At 72.4% G+C, this 16,243-nt stretch carries 17 protein-coding genes; 13 read left to right on the top strand and 4 right to left on the bottom strand.

Features of this window, described 5'->3' with window-relative positions; all coding sequences use genetic code 11:
• The first annotated feature begins 104 nt into the window (after positions 1 to 104).
• From lpdA to ACFYM6_RS04740, 5 genes are all read left to right on the top strand, one after another.
• Positions 105 to 1,496, top strand: a complete 1,392-nt coding sequence (gene lpdA / locus ACFYM6_RS04720; RefSeq protein ID WP_387272266.1) for a dihydrolipoyl dehydrogenase — start codon at positions 105 to 107, stop codon at positions 1,494 to 1,496.
• A 67-nt stretch (positions 1,497 to 1,563) separates the two neighbouring features.
• Complete coding sequence (gene sucB, locus ACFYM6_RS04725) at positions 1,564 to 3,378, top strand: 2-oxoglutarate dehydrogenase, E2 component, dihydrolipoamide succinyltransferase (protein WP_387272268.1); 1,815 nt, start codon at positions 1,564 to 1,566, stop codon at positions 3,376 to 3,378.
• Between the two features lie 95 nt (positions 3,379 to 3,473).
• Positions 3,474 to 4,805, top strand: coding sequence for a low temperature requirement protein A (locus ACFYM6_RS04730; protein ID WP_387272270.1), 1,332 nt, complete (start codon positions 3,474 to 3,476; stop codon positions 4,803 to 4,805).
• A 109-nt stretch (positions 4,806 to 4,914) separates the two neighbouring features.
• Positions 4,915 to 5,409 carry a hemerythrin domain-containing protein gene (locus ACFYM6_RS04735; RefSeq protein ID WP_387272272.1) on the top strand — a complete coding sequence of 165 codons (495 nt, stop codon included), beginning with the start codon at positions 4,915 to 4,917 and terminating at the stop codon, positions 5,407 to 5,409.
• A gap of 163 nt (positions 5,410 to 5,572) precedes the next feature.
• Positions 5,573 to 6,496, top strand: a complete 924-nt coding sequence (locus ACFYM6_RS04740) for an LLM class flavin-dependent oxidoreductase (RefSeq protein WP_387272274.1) — start codon at positions 5,573 to 5,575, stop codon at positions 6,494 to 6,496.
• 163 nt (positions 6,497 to 6,659) lie between these two features.
• Here the strand turns inward: ACFYM6_RS04740 and ACFYM6_RS04745 are convergent, their stop codons facing one another.
• Positions 6,660 to 7,421, bottom strand: coding sequence for an SGNH/GDSL hydrolase family protein (locus ACFYM6_RS04745; RefSeq protein ID WP_387272276.1), 762 nt, complete (start codon positions 7,419 to 7,421; stop codon positions 6,660 to 6,662).
• Between the two features lie 224 nt (positions 7,422 to 7,645).
• On the opposite strand from ACFYM6_RS04745, the gene ACFYM6_RS04750 reads away from it, so the two are divergent.
• Positions 7,646 to 8,431, top strand: coding sequence for an aminoglycoside adenylyltransferase domain-containing protein (locus tag ACFYM6_RS04750; protein ID WP_387272278.1), 786 nt, complete (start codon positions 7,646 to 7,648; stop codon positions 8,429 to 8,431).
• Here ACFYM6_RS04750 and ACFYM6_RS04755 read toward each other — a convergent pair.
• Together ACFYM6_RS04755 and ACFYM6_RS04760 are read right to left on the bottom strand one after the other, a co-directional pair.
• On the bottom strand, positions 8,421 to 8,873 hold the full coding sequence (locus tag ACFYM6_RS04755) for a YfbM family protein (RefSeq protein ID WP_387272280.1): 453 nt from the start codon (positions 8,871 to 8,873) through the stop codon (positions 8,421 to 8,423). The genes ACFYM6_RS04750 and ACFYM6_RS04755 overlap by 11 nt on opposite strands.
• A gap of 13 nt (positions 8,874 to 8,886) precedes the next feature.
• A complete protein-coding gene (locus tag ACFYM6_RS04760; protein WP_387272282.1) occupies positions 8,887 to 9,126 on the bottom strand; it encodes a winged helix-turn-helix domain-containing protein in 240 nt (79 codons plus the stop codon).
• Positions 9,127 to 9,463: 337 nt separating this feature from the next.
• Between ACFYM6_RS04760 and ACFYM6_RS04765 the strand changes: the two genes are divergently transcribed.
• From ACFYM6_RS04765 to ACFYM6_RS04785, 5 genes are all read left to right on the top strand, one after another.
• Positions 9,464 to 9,589, top strand: a complete 126-nt coding sequence (locus ACFYM6_RS04765) for a hypothetical protein (RefSeq protein WP_387272284.1) — start codon at positions 9,464 to 9,466, stop codon at positions 9,587 to 9,589.
• Positions 9,590 to 9,591: 2 nt separating this feature from the next.
• A complete protein-coding gene (locus tag ACFYM6_RS04770) occupies positions 9,592 to 9,852 on the top strand; it encodes a hypothetical protein (protein WP_387272286.1) in 261 nt (86 codons plus the stop codon).
• Positions 9,849 to 10,124 carry a hypothetical protein gene (locus ACFYM6_RS04775; RefSeq protein WP_387272288.1) on the top strand — a complete coding sequence of 92 codons (276 nt, stop codon included), beginning with the start codon at positions 9,849 to 9,851 and terminating at the stop codon, positions 10,122 to 10,124. Before ACFYM6_RS04770 ends, ACFYM6_RS04775 begins: the two co-directional genes overlap by 4 nt.
• 97 nt (positions 10,125 to 10,221) lie before the next feature.
• Positions 10,222 to 11,223, top strand: coding sequence for an aldo/keto reductase (locus ACFYM6_RS04780; protein ID WP_387272290.1), 1,002 nt, complete (start codon positions 10,222 to 10,224; stop codon positions 11,221 to 11,223).
• A gap of 141 nt (positions 11,224 to 11,364) precedes the next feature.
• Positions 11,365 to 12,264, top strand: a complete 900-nt coding sequence (locus tag ACFYM6_RS04785; protein WP_387272292.1) for a TIGR01777 family oxidoreductase — start codon at positions 11,365 to 11,367, stop codon at positions 12,262 to 12,264.
• A gap of 24 nt (positions 12,265 to 12,288) precedes the next feature.
• Here the strand turns inward: ACFYM6_RS04785 and ACFYM6_RS04790 are convergent, their stop codons facing one another.
• Entirely contained in the window at positions 12,289 to 13,485 is a 1,197-nt protein-coding gene (locus ACFYM6_RS04790; RefSeq protein WP_387272294.1) for a PHB depolymerase family esterase, read from the bottom strand.
• Positions 13,486 to 13,680: 195 nt separating this feature from the next.
• Here ACFYM6_RS04790 and ACFYM6_RS04795 point away from each other — a divergent pair, with 195 nt between their 5' ends.
• Positions 13,681 to 15,498 (top strand): DUF2079 domain-containing protein, encoded by a 1,818-nt coding sequence (locus ACFYM6_RS04795; protein WP_387272296.1) that lies wholly within the window; start codon positions 13,681 to 13,683, stop codon positions 15,496 to 15,498.
• Positions 15,499 to 15,551: 53 nt separating this feature from the next.
• Positions 15,552 to 16,193, top strand: a complete 642-nt coding sequence (gene lipB / locus ACFYM6_RS04800) for a lipoyl(octanoyl) transferase LipB (RefSeq protein ID WP_387272298.1) — start codon at positions 15,552 to 15,554, stop codon at positions 16,191 to 16,193.
• Positions 16,194 to 16,243 lie beyond the last annotated feature (50 nt).

The raw sequence follows: 16,243 nt of genomic DNA on the forward strand, positions 1-16,243 counted from the left end.
CTCACTACGCGCTTCGTCGGCGGTGGTGACAAGATGACCGAGGTGGGGTGTGCCTGTTACTCCACCGTAACCCCCGAAGCAGTGACGCGACCTGGGAGTTGGACGTGAGCGAGCCGAACGACGCAACCTTCGACATCGTGATCCTCGGAGGTGGTAGCGGCGGCTACGCGACCGCGCTGCGCGCCGCCCAGCTGAACCTGTCCGTGGCCCTGATCGAGAAGGGCAAGCTCGGGGGCACCTGCCTGCACAACGGCTGCATCCCGACCAAGGCCCTGCTGCACGCCGCCGAGATCGCCGACCAGACCCGCGAGTCGGAGCAGTTCGGCGTCAAGGCCGAGCTGGTCGGCATCGACATGGCCGCGGTCAACTCGTACAAGGACGGCGTGATCTCGCGGCTCTACAAGGGCCTCCAGGGCCTGGTGGGCGGCGCCAAGAACATCACCTTCGTGGCGGGCGCCGGCAAGCTGGTCGCGCCGAACACCGTCGAGGTCGACGGCAAGCGCTACACCGGCCGCAACGTCGTCCTGGCCTCCGGCTCGTACGCGAAGAGCCTGCCCGGCCTGGAGATCGACGGCGAGCGGATCATCACCAGTGACCACGCCCTGGTCATGGACCGGGTCCCGGCCTCGGCGATCGTGCTCGGCGGCGGCGTGATCGGCGTCGAGTTCGCCAGCGTGTGGAAGTCCTTCGGCGTCGACGTGACCATCGTCGAGGCGCTGCCCCGCCTGGTCGCCGCAGAGGACGAGGAGTCGTCCAAGGCGCTGGAGCGGGCGTTCCGCAAGCGGAAGATCAACTTCAAGGTCGGCAAGCCGTTCGAGAAGGTCGAGAAGACCGAGAACGGCGTCCGGCTGACCATCCAGGGTGGCGACACCGTCGAGGCCGAGCTCCTGCTGGTCGCCGTCGGGCGCGGGCCGAACACCGCCAACCTCGGCTACGAGGAGCAGGGCGTCAAGATGGACCGCGGCTACGTGCTGACCGACGAGCGGCTGCGCACCAGCGTGCCGAACGTCTACGCGGTCGGCGACATCGTGCCCGGCCTGCAGCTCGCGCACCGCGGCTTCCAGCAGGGCATCTTCGTCGCCGAGGAGATCGCCGGCCAGAACCCGGCCGTGATCGACGAGGCCGGCATCCCGCGGGTCACCTACTGCGACCCGGAGCTGGCGTCGGTCGGCCTGACCGAGACGAAGGCCAAGGAGCAGTACGGCGCCGACAAGATCAAGACCTACAACTACCCGCTGGGTGGCAACGGCAAGAGCCAGATCCTCAAGACCACCGGCCACGTGAAGCTGGTCCGGGTCGAGGACGGCCCGGTGGTCGGCGTGCACATGGTCGGCGCGCGGGTCGGCGAGCTGATCGGCGAGGCGCAGCTCATCTACAACTGGGAGGCGTACCCGGCCGAGGTGGCGCAGCTCGTGCACGCCCACCCGACGCAGAACGAGGCCCTGGGCGAGGCGCACCTGGCCCTCGCCGGCAAGCCGCTGCACGCGCACAACTGACCACGACAACCGCGGCGTCCGGCGACGGGCGATGATCCCACCAGGGGAATGAAGGAGTCTGGAGAACATGCCGGTATCGGTCACCATGCCCCGGCTCGGTGAGAGCGTCACCGAGGGCACCGTCACGCGCTGGCTCAAGCAGGAGGGCGACACCGTCGAGGTCGACGAGCCGCTGCTGGAGGTGTCCACGGACAAGGTGGACACCGAGATCCCGTCGCCCGCGGCGGGCGTGCTGAGCCGGATCGTGGTCGGCGAGGACGAGACCGCCGAGGTCGGCAGCGAGCTGGCGGTCATCGCCGGCGAGGGCGAGCAGGCCGGCGGGGCGGTCGCGCCGCAGGCGGCTCCGGCCGAGGAGGCCGAGGAGGCCGCCGCCGAGCCCCAGGCCGAGGCGGAGCAGCCGGCCGTCGAGCAGCCGGCGGCCCAGGCGGCCCCGGCGCCGTCGGGCGCGGGCACCCCGGTCAAGATGCCGGCCCTCGGGGAGAGCGTCACCGAGGGTACGGTCACCCGCTGGCTCAAGCAGGTCGGCGACAGCGTCGAGGTCGACGAGCCGCTGCTGGAGGTGTCCACCGACAAGGTCGACACGGAGATCCCGTCGCCGGTCGCCGGCACGCTGCTGGAGATCAAGGTCGCCGAGGACGAGACCGCCGAGGTCGGCGCCGACCTGGCGATCATCGGTGCGGCCGGCGCCACCCCGGCTGCGCCGCAGCCCGAGGCCAAGCCCGCGCCGCAGCCCGAGGCCAAGCCCGCGCCGCCGACCCCGGCCCAGCCGGCGCCGAAGGCCGAGGAGCCGACCCCGGGCGTGTCGTACAACCAGCCGGCCCCGGAGGCGGAGACCGCCGCCCAGCCGATGCGGGCCGAGCAGGCCGCGCAGCCGGCCGCGCCGGCCCCCGCCCCGCAGCGTCCGACCGCCCCCGTCCAGGGTGGCGGCGAGGAGGCCGCCGGCTACGTGACCCCGCTGGTCCGCAAGCTGGCCGCCGAGCACGGGGTGAACCTGTCCTCGGTGAACGGCACCGGCGTCGGCGGGCGGATCCGCAAGCAGGACGTCCTGGAGGCGGCCGAGAAGGCGAAGGCCGCCAAGGCCGCGCCGGCCCCGCAGCCCGCCGCCCCGGCTGTTCCGGGGGTCCCGGCGAAGCCGGCCGCAAAGCCGCAGCCGAGCGCGAAGCGCGGCACCACCGAGAAGCTGCCCCGGATCCGCGCGGTCATCGCCAAGCGGATGCAGGAGTCGCTGCACGAGATGGCGCAGCTCACCACGGTGATCGAGGTGGACGTCACCAAGGTCGCCAAGCTGCGGGCGCAGGCGAAGGACTCGTTCCTGCAGCGGCACGGCGTGAAGCTGTCCTTCCTGCCGTTCTTCGCCCTGGCGGCGGTCGAGGCGCTGCAGACCTACCCGATCGTCAACGCCAGCATGGACCTCGACGGCGGGACGATCACCTACCCGGACGCGGAGCACCTCGGCATCGCCGTGGACACCGAGCGGGGCCTGATGGTGCCGGTCATCCACAGCGCCGGCGACCTGAACCTGGGCGGGATCGCCAAGCGGATCGCCGACCTGGCCGAGCGCACCCGGACCAACAAGATCAGCCCGGACGAGATCGCCGGGGCGACCTTCACGCTGACCAACACCGGCAGCCGGGGCGCCCTCTTCGACACCCCGATCGTGCCGTCGCCGCAGTCGGCGATGCTCGGCACGGGTGCCGTGGTGAAGCGTCCGGTCGTGGTCAACGACCCGGAGCTGGGCGAGGTCATCGCGGTCCGCTCGATGGTCTACCTGGCCCTGTCGTACGACCACCGGCTGATCGACGGCGCGGACGCGGCCCGCTTCCTCGTCGCGGTCAAGGAGCGGCTGGAGGCCGGCAACTTCGAGGCCGAGCTGGGGCTCTGACGCCCTGACGACGAAGGGCGCGCGGCTTGAGCCGCGCGCCCTTCGTTGTATCGGAATCCGGCGCCGAAGCGCCCGGCCGCTGAGAGACTCGTCGGGTGAGCGGCTTCGGGTGGCGGAGGCGCCTGGGGCCCGCCGTGCCCATGGCCCCCGCGGCCCGGGTGGACCGGTTCGAGGTCTTCTTCGACCTGGTTTTCGTCTTCTCGTTCTTCATCATCACCCGGTCCACCGCGCGGGATGTCAGCGGCGGGGCGCTGCTGCACGCCCTGCTGGTCCTCGCGGTGCTCTGGTGGTCGTGGGTGTTGCACAGCGTGGTCGCCACCCGGGTCCGGCTCGGCGAGGGCTTCGTGCCGGTGCTGATGACGGTCGGCATGGCGGCGCTGTTCACCTTCGCCCTGTCGCTGCCGCAGGCGTTCCACGACGTGCGGGGCAACGCCGCCGGGCCGGTCGTGGCGGCGGTCAGCTACATCGTGTTCCGCCTGGTCCACGTGCTGCTCCTCCTGCAGGCGATGCGGGGCAGCCCGGACGAACGCCGACAGGTGCTGAAGTTGGCCCCGGAGTTGATCGGCAGCACCCTGCTGCTGCTCGCCGCCGCGCTCATCCCTGGGGCGATACACGACTCCGCCGCGGCGCCAGTGGTCCGGGACGGGCTGTGGGGCCTGGCCGTGCTGCTCCAGTACACCACCGGCCAACTCGCCAGCGCCTCGGGCTGGGGCATCGCCTCGGCCGAGCACTGGACCGAACGGTACGACCTGATCCTGATCATCGCCCTGGGCGAGTCGGTCATCTCGGTCGGCGTCGGGAGCAACCTGATCGGGCAGCCACCCACCCTGCCAGCGGTGGGGGCGGCGGTGCTCAGCATCTTCTTCACCGCCGCGCTCTGGTGGGCGCACTACGACATGATCGGGCCGGCCGCCCGGATCGCACTGCACTCGGCACAGGGCAAACCCCGGCTCACCATGGCCCGGGACGCATACGCGTACTGCTATTTGCCGATGATCGCCGGGATCATCCTGTTCGCGCTCGGTGCCGAGCAGGTCGTGCACCAGATCACCAGCCCGAACGTCTCCGACTGGGCGCCGGCCCGCGGCCCGGCCGAGCCGCTGCTCTTCGGCGGGGTGTTCCTGTACCTCTGCGGCAACATGCTGTTCCAGCTGCGGACCCTGCACACCCTGAGCTGGACCCGGGTCGGCACCCTCGGGCTGCTTGCCGTCTGCCCCCCGCTGGTCAACCAGCTGCCGGCGCTGGGCACCCTGGCACTGCTGACCGTGATCTGCGTGGGCATGGTGGCCGCCGAGGTGGTGATCTTCGAAGAGGGCCGGACGGCGCTGCGCAAGCTGATCTTCGAGGAACGGACCGCCCACGAGGCGCACGAGGCCGCCTACCGGGCCCGCTGGCACGAGCCGGACGAGCGGGACGAGGGCGAGTGACGCGGGGCGGCGTACGGCAGCCGGGTCGCGTAGGGTGCGGCGTAGCGTCGCGGTGCACCCGGCACGAAGGCCGTCGAGGGCATGGAGGCGCGGGAGAGCAGGGGACCATGTGCACCCATCCCACTCACCGGCCGAGCGGCTGACCGCCCTCGGCACCCAGTTGATCGAGATCCACCACTGGCTCCGCGAGGAGCTGGCCCGGCTCCGCGCGAGCCTCGACTCCCCCGACGGCGCCGGTGCCGGCCTGTCCCGCGAGCTACGGGCCCACTGCGTCGGCTTCTGTGCAGCCCTGGACCGGCACCACACCGGCGAGGACGCCGGCGCGTTCCGCGTCCTGGCCGAGCAGGTGCCCGAGCTGCGCCCCGTCCTCGCCCAACTGAGCGAGGACCACCGGGTGGTGGCGGACCTGCTGCGCCGGGTCGACGCCCTGCTCGCCGGGGCGGCCGACGGGCCGGCGGTCCGGGCCGAGCTGGACGGCCTCGCCGCGCTGCTCGAGTCGCACTTCAGCTACGAGGAGCGGAAGCTGGTCGCCGCCCTCGACGCGCTGACCGCCGGCACGCCCCACGAACTGTTCGGCATGGACGTCCCGACGGTCGCGGATTGACCTCGGAGGCGCACCTTCGGGGAGGTTGCTGCCTCCGGGCGCCGGCAGGCAGCGCTTTCCCCGAAGTTGCTCCCCGAAGGGGGCACGCGGGCAGATTCGCCCGTTGGCAGAATCGGCCTGCGTGGGCTGGCCGGCGCAGGTGGGGACGCACCATGCTGGGGCGATGGTGACCTTCTCCGTCCAGGCCCGACCGACCGACGCCGCGAGCTGGCTCGACCTGGCCCGCCGGGTCGAGGCGGCCGGCTTCGACGCCCTGTTCGCCGCCGACCACCCGGGCCACGGCGCGTCGCCGTTCGTGGCGCTCGCCGCCGCGGCGGCGGTGACCTCGACGCTGGGCCTCGGCTCGTACGTCTCCAACGCCGGGGTCCGGGAGCCCATCCTGCTGGCCACCGACGTGGCCACCCTCGACGTGGTCTCCGGCGGGCGGGCCCGGCTCGGCGTCGGCGCCGGCCACACCCCGGCCGAGTGGCGGGCCGTCGGCCGCGAGCGCCCCGACGTGCCCGGCCGGGTGCGCCGCTGCATCGCCGTGGCCGAGGCCGTGCGCGACCTGCTGGCTGGCAAGGAGGTCACCGTGGACAGCCCAGACCTGGTCGCCCACGCCGCGCGCCTCACCGAGCTGAGGCCGGTGCAGGACCCGGTCCCGCTCACCATCGGTACGTCCAACTCGACGCTGCTGCGCTGGGCCGGCGCGCACGCCGACGTGGTGGGCCTGTTCGGCGCCGGCCGTACCCTCCCCGACGGCCACACGCACGAGGTGCGGTGGCGGGCCGACCAGATCGAGGCGCAGCTTGCCCACGTGGCGGCCGGTGCCGCTGGCCGCGACACGCCGCCCGTGCTGGAGGCGCTGGTCCAGCAGGTCACCGTGACCGACGACGCCGAGGCCGCCGCCGTGCGGTTCGCCGAGCACGCCGGCCTCACCACCGGCGAGCTGCTCGCCACGCCGTTCGTGCTGATCGGCACGGCCGAGGAGATCGTCGCGGCGGTCGCGGACCACCAGCGCCGCTGGGGGATCACCCGCTTCGTGGTACGCGCCGATGCCGTCGACGCCCTGGCCCCGCTCCTCCCCCACCTGGCCGCGTTGTCCTGATCCACCCCCGATTCGCCGATGTGGCGGTGTCCCACCCGCCCAGACACCGCCACATCCCCGCACCGACGTCTGATCGGCGGCCACGTACACGCGAACTCGGTCGCGGTTCGCCGACCGTCCCGTGGTCAGCGGCGGGACCGCTGACCACGAGAAGCCGGACCCGTCACACGGCCCGGGCGAAGGTCGGGTAGTAACCGCCGGACTGCCCGGCGGCCGTCGGGTGGTACGAAATGCTCGTGTCGGCCCAGTTCAACGCGTGCAGCCACTTCTCGCCGTAGGCGCAGAGCTCGTTGCCCCGGAAAATCGGGCGGACATCGGCGAAGACGAAGCTGTTCTGGACAGCGGCATTCTTGGTGATGTCGTCCAGGAGGTTGATGCCTTCGTTGATCTTCGTGCGGGACGCGTCGCTGAGGCCGGCGCAGTAGGTGTCGATCCGGTAGAAGACCGGGTAGGCGATGACCACCACGCGGGCGGACGGCGCACGTGCGCGGATCGCCTGGTACAGGTTGTTCAGCTTCGGCGGCAGCTCAGTGCGAGCCTTGTCCTCGGCCGCGTTGACGGCCGCGATGCACGCCGACTCGCCGTACACCACGCAGGTGGTCATGACGTCGCTGAACCCGACGTCGTTACCACCGACGGTGATGCTCACCAGCGTGGTGCTGGTCGACAGGTAGCCCAGCTGGGTGTCGCGCACGCTCGTCGTGGTCGCACCCGAGCAGGCCACGAAGGTGTACGACGCGGGAGCGTTGGCCGTGGCCCACAGCGACGGGTAGGCGTTGGGGCTGCGGCGGCACGAGCCGCTCTCGTTACCGGCGCCCACGCCGGAGGCGTACGAGTCGCCGAGGGCGACGTATCGGACGGTGGAGGCCGCTTGGGCCGGCGTGGCCAGCGCGATAACGCTGGCAAGCGCCGTCGCCAGGCTCATGGTGAGGGTTGCGAGGCGGGATCTGAGCACGGGATCCTCCGAGGGGGGGCGAAGGAATGATTCAGATCTATATAGATAGCACTGGATGCATCTGCCCCGGAAGGCCTATCGGGAAATTCGGGCAAGCCCTCCGGCGGGGGCAGCGGCAACCTCGGCCGGCAGGGTTGCCACGGCGGGAGGGCACACAGCCAGGCCGATATGGGGACGCCTGCTAGAAAGTCCGGGTGGCACGCGTTGACGAAATCTCCGCCCGGACCGCTGCGGAGGAACTGGCCGGGTCCGTTGTGGACATCGTCGACGAGGCGCTCCGGTCGATGATCCTGCACGGATCACTGGCGGCCGGCGGCTTCCGCCCCGGTCGCAGTGACATCGACCTGCTCGTCGTCGTCGACGGCGGACTGTCCGACCCGCAGCTCGACGCCCTGACAGACCGGGTGCGCCACGCCCGGCTCGACAGTGCGGCCGGCATCGACCTGCACGTCGTGACCGCCGCGGTGGCCGGCGCGCCGACGCCGGTGCCCCCGCTGGAGCTGCACGTCGGCCGGTACGACGGCTCGTCCGTCGGGTTCGAGGTCGACCGCCGGGTGCCCGCCGCCCCCGACCTGCCGGCCGAACTGTCGATGGCGCGCGCCGACGGGCACGCGCTCCGCGGTGCTCAGCCGGACGAGGCGCTCGCGCCGGTGCCGGGCGAGTGGCTCCACGAGCGCGGCCGGTACTGGCTGACGACCTGGCAGTCACGCACCGACGACGCGGAGGACGCCGCGCTCATGGTCCTCACCGCCTGCCGGATCTGGCGCTTCGCGGTCGAGGGCAGGCACTGCGCCAAGGCCCAGGCCGCCGGGTGGGCACTCGACCGCGACCCGTCACTGACCGCGGTCCGGCAGGCGCTTCATCAGTACGAGATGAACCCGGCGGCGCCGATCGACGCGGACGGCGTCGCCCAGGTGCTCGACACCGTACTGCGCGAAACCACCCCCGGCACGGTGAACACGCGCTCCGTCAGAAGCTGAAACTCCGGATCGCCGCGCCGCCCGAGGCGGCGGTCGCCGCGAAGAACCGGACCAGTTCCTCGTGGTGGTCCCGCAGGTAGTCGAGGTCGTCTTCCCACACCCGCCGATGCGGGTAGATCTCCTCCGCGCTCAGCTTCGCCGGGTCGTAGTGGCCGGCCAACGCCTCGAACGGCGTCGCGCTCAGGGCCCGGGCGGCATCGGCGACCATGCCGTCGTCCCAGCCCAGGAGGGTGCACTCCTTGTCGATAAGGAAGCCGTCCTCGTACAGGTCGACGCCCACCTCGGCCGCGTCCAGCAGGAACTGGATGCCGGCCCAGGACTTTTCGAGGTAGCAGATCGGCAGGTTCTCGCCGTCCAGGTATTCCGCCACCCACTCCGGGTCCGCGATCGCCCGGTCCAGTTCCTGCGGCGTCACCCGGGTGAACCACAGGGTCATGCCCATGAATCCACCGCGCTCACCGGTCGGGCGCGTTCGGCAACTCCTCGGCGACGAACACCCCGACGCCTTGGACGCCCTCGACCAGGCCCTCGGTCCTGAGCGCGAAGATGGCCTGGCGGACGACGATGGTCGAGACTCCGTGCTCCTGGCAGAGCTGAGCCGTGGACGGGAGCTTGTCTCCCGGAGCGAGTTCACCGGACGCGATCTGCCCACGGATGTGGTCCGCAAGCTGCGCCCATTTGGGCTTGGCGGGCATCTGTTCTCCCTGGTCTGCACCGCCATTTGAGCACGAGCCAGCTTGTTATGGCAACCAATGCCCAGCCATACCCTTGCTTTATATAAGCGCCTATCCTAGGCTCGGCTCGACCGGCTCCTCCTGGTCTGCAAACCCGGAGCTGGTCGTCCCGTAGGACCACCCGGCCGAGTACTCCCCCGGTAGTCGGCCGGGTGCCACCCATGCCCGCGACCCGGTGTCGACGGGCTCGTGAGCAGGCCCGGGGCGGGTGCCGGGCTCCGGCCGGCCATGCGCGCGCACGGTCGACCCCGCCCGTCTCGGCGCCGCATCCAAGAGGAGGCGGAGCAGCGTGCGGTCAGTGGTCGACCAACCGGTGGACGCGATGGAGAAGGTGCTCGGCGAGCCGCCGATGCCCTGGATGGTGATCGACGAGCTGCAGGCCCACGGTGAGCTGCTGGTCCGTGTACCCGATGGGGGGTGCTGACGATGTGGCCACGACGGAACGCGGCGCCGGTGCCGCTCGCGCCCCGGCACCGGCGGACCTGGCGACGCGGGCGGCGCTGGTGCTCGTGCGGCCTGCGCTGGACCGCCTGCCCGGACCGGCACTCGCCGATCCCCACCGAGCCGCCCGCGCCGCCGCCGAACAGCCGGTGGTGGGACGAGGCCACCCGGGCGAACCCGCAGGTCGGGCGGGCCGGTTGGCTGACCCCGGCGCAGACCTGGCGGGCCAACGGCGGCCGGTGGTGAGTCGGCCGCACACGCCGCTCCGGCCGCTCTGGCTCTGCCGGGCCTGCGCCGCGCCCTGGCCATGCCCGATCGCGCGGCTCACCCTGCTCCGCGAGTACGTCGACGACCGGGTGGCGCTGCTGGTCTACCTGGGCGGGATGCTGCACGACGCGGCCGGCGAGTTACACCTCCTGCACCCGCAGGACGGGCCGACGCCGGGGCAGCTCTACGCCCGCTTCCTCGGCTGGGCAGTCGGCTCTCGCCGCGATCCATTCACGTCATCAAGTTCGTAGCGGCCGAACAGTTCACTCCGCCTTCGTCAGGAGGGGCGACGGGAGGGGCAGCGCAGGCCTTGACTTGGAGAGCACTCGAAGTCGAACACTGGACCGCATGACGATGACACGGACACTCGGCCGCAGCGGCATCACGGTCAGCGCGGTCGGCATGGGATGCTGGGCGATCGGCGGGCCACTGTGGGGCGACGGCGGGCAGCCGTTCGGCTGGGGCGAGGTCGACGACGACGAGTCTGTCCGCACCATCCACCGGGCGCTCGACCTGGGCGTCACCCTCTTCGACACGGCCAGCAACTACGGCGCCGGCCACAGCGAGCGGGTCCTCGGCCGCGCCCTCGCCGGGCGGCGCGACGGCGCGGTGATCGCCACCAAGTTCGGCAACCGCTCCGACGAGGCCAGCCGGCGCTGGACCGGCACCGACGCCAGCCCGGCGTACGCGGTGGCGAGCCTGGACGAGTCGCTGCGCCGGCTCGGCACCGACCACGTCGACCTCTACCAGCTGCACATCAACGACCTGCCGGCGTCCGCCGCGCTCGATCTGATCGACACCCTGGAGGGCCTGGTCACCCAGGGCAAGATCCGGGCGTACGGCTGGAGCACGGACAATCCGTCGTCGGCGCGGGCGTTCGCCGAGGCGGGACCGCACTGCACCGCGATTCAGCACGACGAGTCGGTGCTCCACGACAACCCCGACATGCTGGCGGTCTGCGATTCGCTCGACCTGGCCAGCCTCGACCGGGGCCCGCTCGCGATGGGCCTGCTCACCGGCTCGACCCGGGCGGTCGGCCGGGACGACGTGCGGGGGGTGGCCCCGGAGTGGCTGGTCTGGTTCACCGACGGGCGGCCGACCCCGCAGTGGTCGGCCCGGGTCACGCAGATCCGGGAGGCGCTGACCGCCGACGGTCGTACGCCCGCCCAGGGCGCGCTGGGCTGGCTGCTGGCCCGCAGCCCGCGGACGGTGCCCATCCCCGGCTGCCGGACGGTGGCCCAGGCGGAGGAGAACTTCGCGACGCTCGCGCTCGGTCCGCTGCCCGCCGAGGCGTTCGCCGAGGTGGAACGGCTCCTGGCCGACCTGCGCCCGGCCGGGGCGGCACGCTGATCCGTGCCATCAGCTCGACAGCGAACTGGCGGCGGCCTCCCGCCCCGGTCAGCCGTCGACCGCCCGCGTCCGGGCCGGACCGGCGAGTGACGTATGCCGCTCAACGCATCCGGCGCCGGGTCCGTACCCGAAGATATGAGCATGCGGATCCTCATGGCCGGAGTGTCCGGCTTCCTCGGCACCCGACTGGTCGACCGGCTTACCGCGGACGGGCACCAGATCACCCGTCTCGTCCGCCACCCGCCGCGCAAGCCGGCCGAGCGGCAGTGGAAACCGTCCGCCGCGCAGCTCGACCCGGCGGTGGTCGCCGACGCCGACGCGGTGGTCAACCTGGCCGGCGCCGGGGTGGGTGACCGGCGCTGGAACGACGAGTACAAGCGGCTGATCCGGACCAGCCGGGTGGACACCACCACCACGCTGGCGATCACCATCGCCGGCCTGGCCGCCGCCGACCGGCCCGCGGCGATGCTGAACGCGTCGGCGGTCGGCTGGTACGGCAACACGGGCGACCGGGTCGTCGAGGAGGACGCCCCGGCCGGCGAGGGCTTCCTGGCCGACGTGTGCCGGGTCTGGGAGGCCGCGACCCGGCCGGCCGAGGACGCCGGCGTACGGGTGGTGCGGCTGCGCACCGGCCTGCCGCTGGACCGCGCCGGCGGGATGCTCAAACCGCAGCTGCTGCCGTTCCGGCTGGGCGTCGGGGGGAAGCTGGGCAGCGGCCGGCAGTGGCTGCCCTGGATCTCGATGCGGGACTGGCTGGACGCAGTGGCCTTCCTGCTGGCCCGCGACGACCTCGCCGGCCCGGTCAACGCGGCCGGCCCGAACCCGGTCACCAACGCCGAGTTCGCCCGGGAACTGGCCCGCCAGCTGCACCGGCCGGCGATCATGCCGGTCCCCGCACTGGCCCTGAAGATCGCCCTCGGCGGCTTCGCCCACGAAGCCCTGACCAGCGCGCGGGTCCTGCCCGGCGTGCTGACCAAGGCCGGCTTCACCTGGGCCCACCGTGACCTGCCGAGCGCGCTGCACGCCGCCCTCACCGAGTGACCCGGCGGGAGCGGCGGCGGGCGGTCAGCAGCCGATGACCCAGTAGCTGGGGCCGGTCTGCTTGAGGGTGGTCGTGTAGAAGGTGTTGTAGAGGCCCATCCTCTGGTTGCTGCCCAGGGCGTAGGCGTAGCCGCCGGACTGGTAGGCCCGGCCGGCGCTCACGTGGGCGTAGTTGCTGGCGGTCACGCAGGCCGGCGGCGTCGTCGGGGTCGGCGACGCGGTCGGCGTCGGGCTGGGCGTCACCCCACCGTCGAGGCCGAAGAAGAGCGCGTCCCGGTACGTCGAGCAGATGGTGTCCAGGAAGTACGCGGCGGCGGTCCCGCACTGGTCGGTGGCCGAGCCCGGGTCGACCGGGGTGCCGTGGCCCATCCCGGCGACCCGGTAGAGCCGGACCTGGTCGCTGCCGTACACCTCCAGGCTGGTGCCAGCGGGCAGCGTGACGGTGCTGGTGGGGGTCTGCGACACCCCGAGCACGTTGGTCCACTGGTCCCGGGATTCGACGGCGTTCGCCACGGCGACGGTGTAGTCACCGGTCCCGTGCCAGATCGCCACCCGCGGCCGCTTCCCGGCGTACCCGGGGTAGGCGTTGCGGACCAGGTCACCCCACTGGGCCGGGGTCTTGTCGACGCCGGGGTTCATGCAGGAGTATGCGCTGGTGCTGCTGGTGGCGCAGCGGTACGGCAGGCCGGCGATGACCGAGCCGGCGGCGAAGACGTCCGGGTAGGTGGCGAGCATCACCGCGCTCATCGCCCCGCCGGCGGACAGGCCGCTCACGTACACCCGGGCGGCGTCGGTGCCGTAGTTGGTCCTCGCGTAGTCGACCATCTGCTTGATCGACAGGGCCTCGCCCTGGCCGCGCGCGGTGTCCCCGGTCTCGAACCAGTTGAAGCAGGAACTGGAGTTGTTGGCAGCCGGCTGCTGCGCCACGATCAGCGCGAACTTCCACAGGTCGGCGTACTTCTGCCAGCCGGAGTTGGCGAAGTAGCCGGCGGCGTTCTGGGTGCAGCCGTGCAGCAGCACCACGGCCGGCGCGTTGGCCGGCAGGCCGTCCGGCCGGTACGCGTACATGCCGAGGTTGCCCGGGTTGGAGCCGAAGCCGGTGACCTGGGTGAGCGAAGCGGCCTGGGCGGGGAGGGCGACGGTGAGCGCCGCGGCCGCGGCCAGCACGACCCCGGCCGCCGCCCCGGCTAGGCGGGTGAGGATGGATGAGGAGCGGCGCATGGCGACCTCCGGACGGCGAATTGTGAACTGAGTCACGCTGAAGTTGCCGAGACGTTACGTCCGGGTTGCGCGGCCCGACATGGCCGCCACTCACACATTCATGAAGATCGAAGTGTGTCGCCGCGGGCGACGGAAGCGACCGCGAGGTTTCGTGTCTGACCGGCGTGTCCAGTTCCGGTTGGTAACGTCCGCTGCGTGCCGACCTCCCCGACCCTGGTCACCGACCGGTCCCCCGAGCCCGCCAACCGGAGCTGGCGGGCCGACCTGGTCGTGGTGCTCGCCGCGGTGGCCCTGGCCTTCTGGGTGACCAGCGGCCTGTGGTGGAACCCGGACACCCGGGCCATCACCGTCAACTCCAGCGACCAGGCGCTCTTCGAGTGGCTGCTGGCCTTCGGCGGGCACGCCGTCAGCCACGGGGAGAACCCGTTCTACACCCACCTGATCAACAATCCGGACGGGGTGAACCTCGCGGTCAACACCTCGATCACCGTGTACGCGGTGCTCTTCGCGCCGCTGACGTATCTGGTCGGGCCGCCCGCGACGTTCCTGGTGATCCTCACCCTCAACCTCGCCGCCACCGGGGTGGCCTGGTACTGGCTGCTCAGCCGATACCTGGTGGGCAGCCGGCTGGCCGCCGCCGTCGGCGCGCTCTTCATCGCCTACTGCCCGGCGATGGTCTCGCACGCCAACGCGCACCTGAACTGGACCGCCGGCTGGCTGGTGCCGCTGCTGATCTGGGGCGTGTTCCGGCTGCGCCGCCCCGGCCGGGCGGTCCGCGGCGGGATCGTGCTCGGGCTGCTGGTGGCGGTCGCCTTCTCGATCGCCGCCGAAGGGCTCTTCTTCACCGCCCTGGCGCTCGCCCTGTTCCTGCTGGTGTGGGCGTTGCACCCGGCCCGCCGGGCCGAGGTCCGCGCCGCGCTGCCCCGCTTCGCGGCCGGGCTCGGGGTGACCGCGCTGGTGGCCGGGGCGCTGCTCGCGTACCCGCTGTGGCTGCACTTCGCCGGGCCGCAGCGCTTCCACGGCACCGGCTTCGACCCGCTCATCCACTCCGAGGACATCGCCGCGTACGGGTCGTACCCGCGCCGGTCCCTGGCCGGCTGGGCCGGGCTGGGCACCTCGCTGGCGCCGAACCCGACGGAGGAGAACTCCTTCTTCGGGATCCCGCTGCTGCTGCTCGCGGTGGCCTGCTTCGGGCTGCTCTGGCGGCGCGCCGACCGGGCGTTCCGGGCCAGCCTCACCGCGCTCGGCGTCACCGCCGTGGTCTTCGCGGTGCTCTCCTGGGGGCCGACGGCCAAGTGGAACGGCCGGCGCACCGGCCAACTCCTCCCGTTCGGGGTGCTGGACAACCTGCCGGTGATCAACGCGGCGCTGCCCTCGCGGCTGGCGCTGGTGGTCGCGCCGGTGATCGGGCTGCTGCTGGCGCACACGGTGGACCGGCTCCGCGCCCGGCCACCCCGGCACCGGGTGACCACGGCGGCCTGGGCGCTCGGCTTCGCCGTCGCGCTGGTGCCGCTGCTGCCCACCCCGCTGCTGACCAGCGTGCGGGAGCCCGTCCCGCAGTTCATCACCAACGGCACCTGGCAGCAGTACGTCTCCCCCGGCGGGGTGCTCACCCCACTGCCGCTGACCGTCGACGTCACCCCGGACGGCCAGCGCTGGCAGGCGTACGCCCTGGCGCACCGGCAGGGCGAGTTCCGCATCCCGGCCGGCTTCTTCCTCGGCCCGGGCGGCCCGGAGGGTCGGGGGCGGATCGGGCCAGTGCCGCGGACCTTCGACTCGCTGATGGATCAGGCCGGGCGGACCGGGCTCGTGCCGATCATCACCGAGGGCAGCATCCGGCAGAGCCGGGAGGACCTGCGCTACTGGCACGTCGAGACGGTGGTCCTGGCCGACCGGGTGCACGGCGCCAAGTACGACATCAACGAGGAGGCCCTGCTGCGCACCGCCACCGGCCTGCTCGGCCCGCCCCAGCGGGTGGACGACGTGTGGGTCTGGCGGGTCCCGCCGGCCTGACGCGACGAGGCTCACAGGGGCGCACCGGCAGGTGGCGGGACTAGGCTGGACGGGTGAGCGTGACGACTTCCGGGCTGACCCCGGTCCGTGCCGGTGTGCTCGACTACCAGGCCGCCTGGGACGAGCAGCGCCGGCTGCACGAGGCCGTGGTGGCCGGCGAGCAGGGCGACACGGTGCTGCTGCTGGAGCACCCCAGCGTCTACACCGCCGGCAAGCGGACCGAGCCGTGGGACCGGCCGATGGACGGCACCCCGGTGATCGACGTGGACCGCGGCGGCAAGATCACCTGGCACGGGCCGGGGCAGCTGGTCGGCTACCCGATCGTCAAGCTGCCCGACCCGGTGGACGTGGTGGCGTACGTCCGGCGCACCGAGCAGCTGCTGATCGAGGTCTGCGCCGAGTTCGGGCTGACCGCCGGCCGGGTCGAGGGGCGCAGCGGCGTCTGGGTGCCCGAGGACGACCGCGGCCCGGCCCGCAAGGTGGCCGCGATCGGCATCCGGGTGGCCCGGGGCGTGACTCTGCACGGCTTCTCGATCAACTGCGACTGCGACCTGACGTACTACGACCGGATCGTGCCGTGCGGCATCCGCGACGCGGGGACCACCTCGCTCACCGCCGAGCTGGGCCGCCCGGTCACCGTCGCCGACGTGCTCCCGGTGGTCGAACGCCACCTGCCGACCCTCGTGCAGGTCTGAGAAACAATCCGCCGCGTGGTGTCCCGGAGGGCAGCCCGCCGATCGTCCCT

Origin of the sequence: Micromonospora sp. NPDC006431 (genome assembly GCF_042870725.1) — a bacterium.
Classification (GTDB): domain Bacteria; phylum Actinomycetota; class Actinomycetes; order Mycobacteriales; family Micromonosporaceae; genus Micromonospora.

Bases quoted from the DNA above. Each gene is read 5' to 3' on its own strand.
- ACFYM6_RS04770 (WP_387272286.1), top strand. From the start codon at position 9,592: ATGTGGCCACGACGGAACGCGGCGCCGGTGCCGCTCGCGCCCCGGCAC.
- ACFYM6_RS04740 (WP_387272274.1), top strand. From the start codon at position 5,573: ATGGTGACCTTCTCCGTCCAGGCCCGACCGACCGACGCCGCGAGCTGG.
- ACFYM6_RS04745 (WP_387272276.1), bottom strand. From the start codon at position 7,421: ATGAGCCTGGCGACGGCGCTTGCCAGCGTTATCGCGCTGGCCACGCCG.
- sucB (WP_387272268.1), top strand. From the start codon at position 1,564: ATGCCGGTATCGGTCACCATGCCCCGGCTCGGTGAGAGCGTCACCGAG.
- ACFYM6_RS04755 (WP_387272280.1), bottom strand. From the start codon at position 8,873: ATGGGCATGACCCTGTGGTTCACCCGGGTGACGCCGCAGGAACTGGAC.
- ACFYM6_RS04780 (WP_387272290.1), top strand. From the start codon at position 10,222: ATGACGATGACACGGACACTCGGCCGCAGCGGCATCACGGTCAGCGCG.
- ACFYM6_RS04760 (WP_387272282.1), bottom strand. From the start codon at position 9,126: ATGCCCGCCAAGCCCAAATGGGCGCAGCTTGCGGACCACATCCGTGGG.
- ACFYM6_RS04790 (WP_387272294.1), bottom strand. From the start codon at position 13,485: ATGCGCCGCTCCTCATCCATCCTCACCCGCCTAGCCGGGGCGGCGGCC.
- ACFYM6_RS04785 (WP_387272292.1), top strand. From the start codon at position 11,365: ATGCGGATCCTCATGGCCGGAGTGTCCGGCTTCCTCGGCACCCGACTG.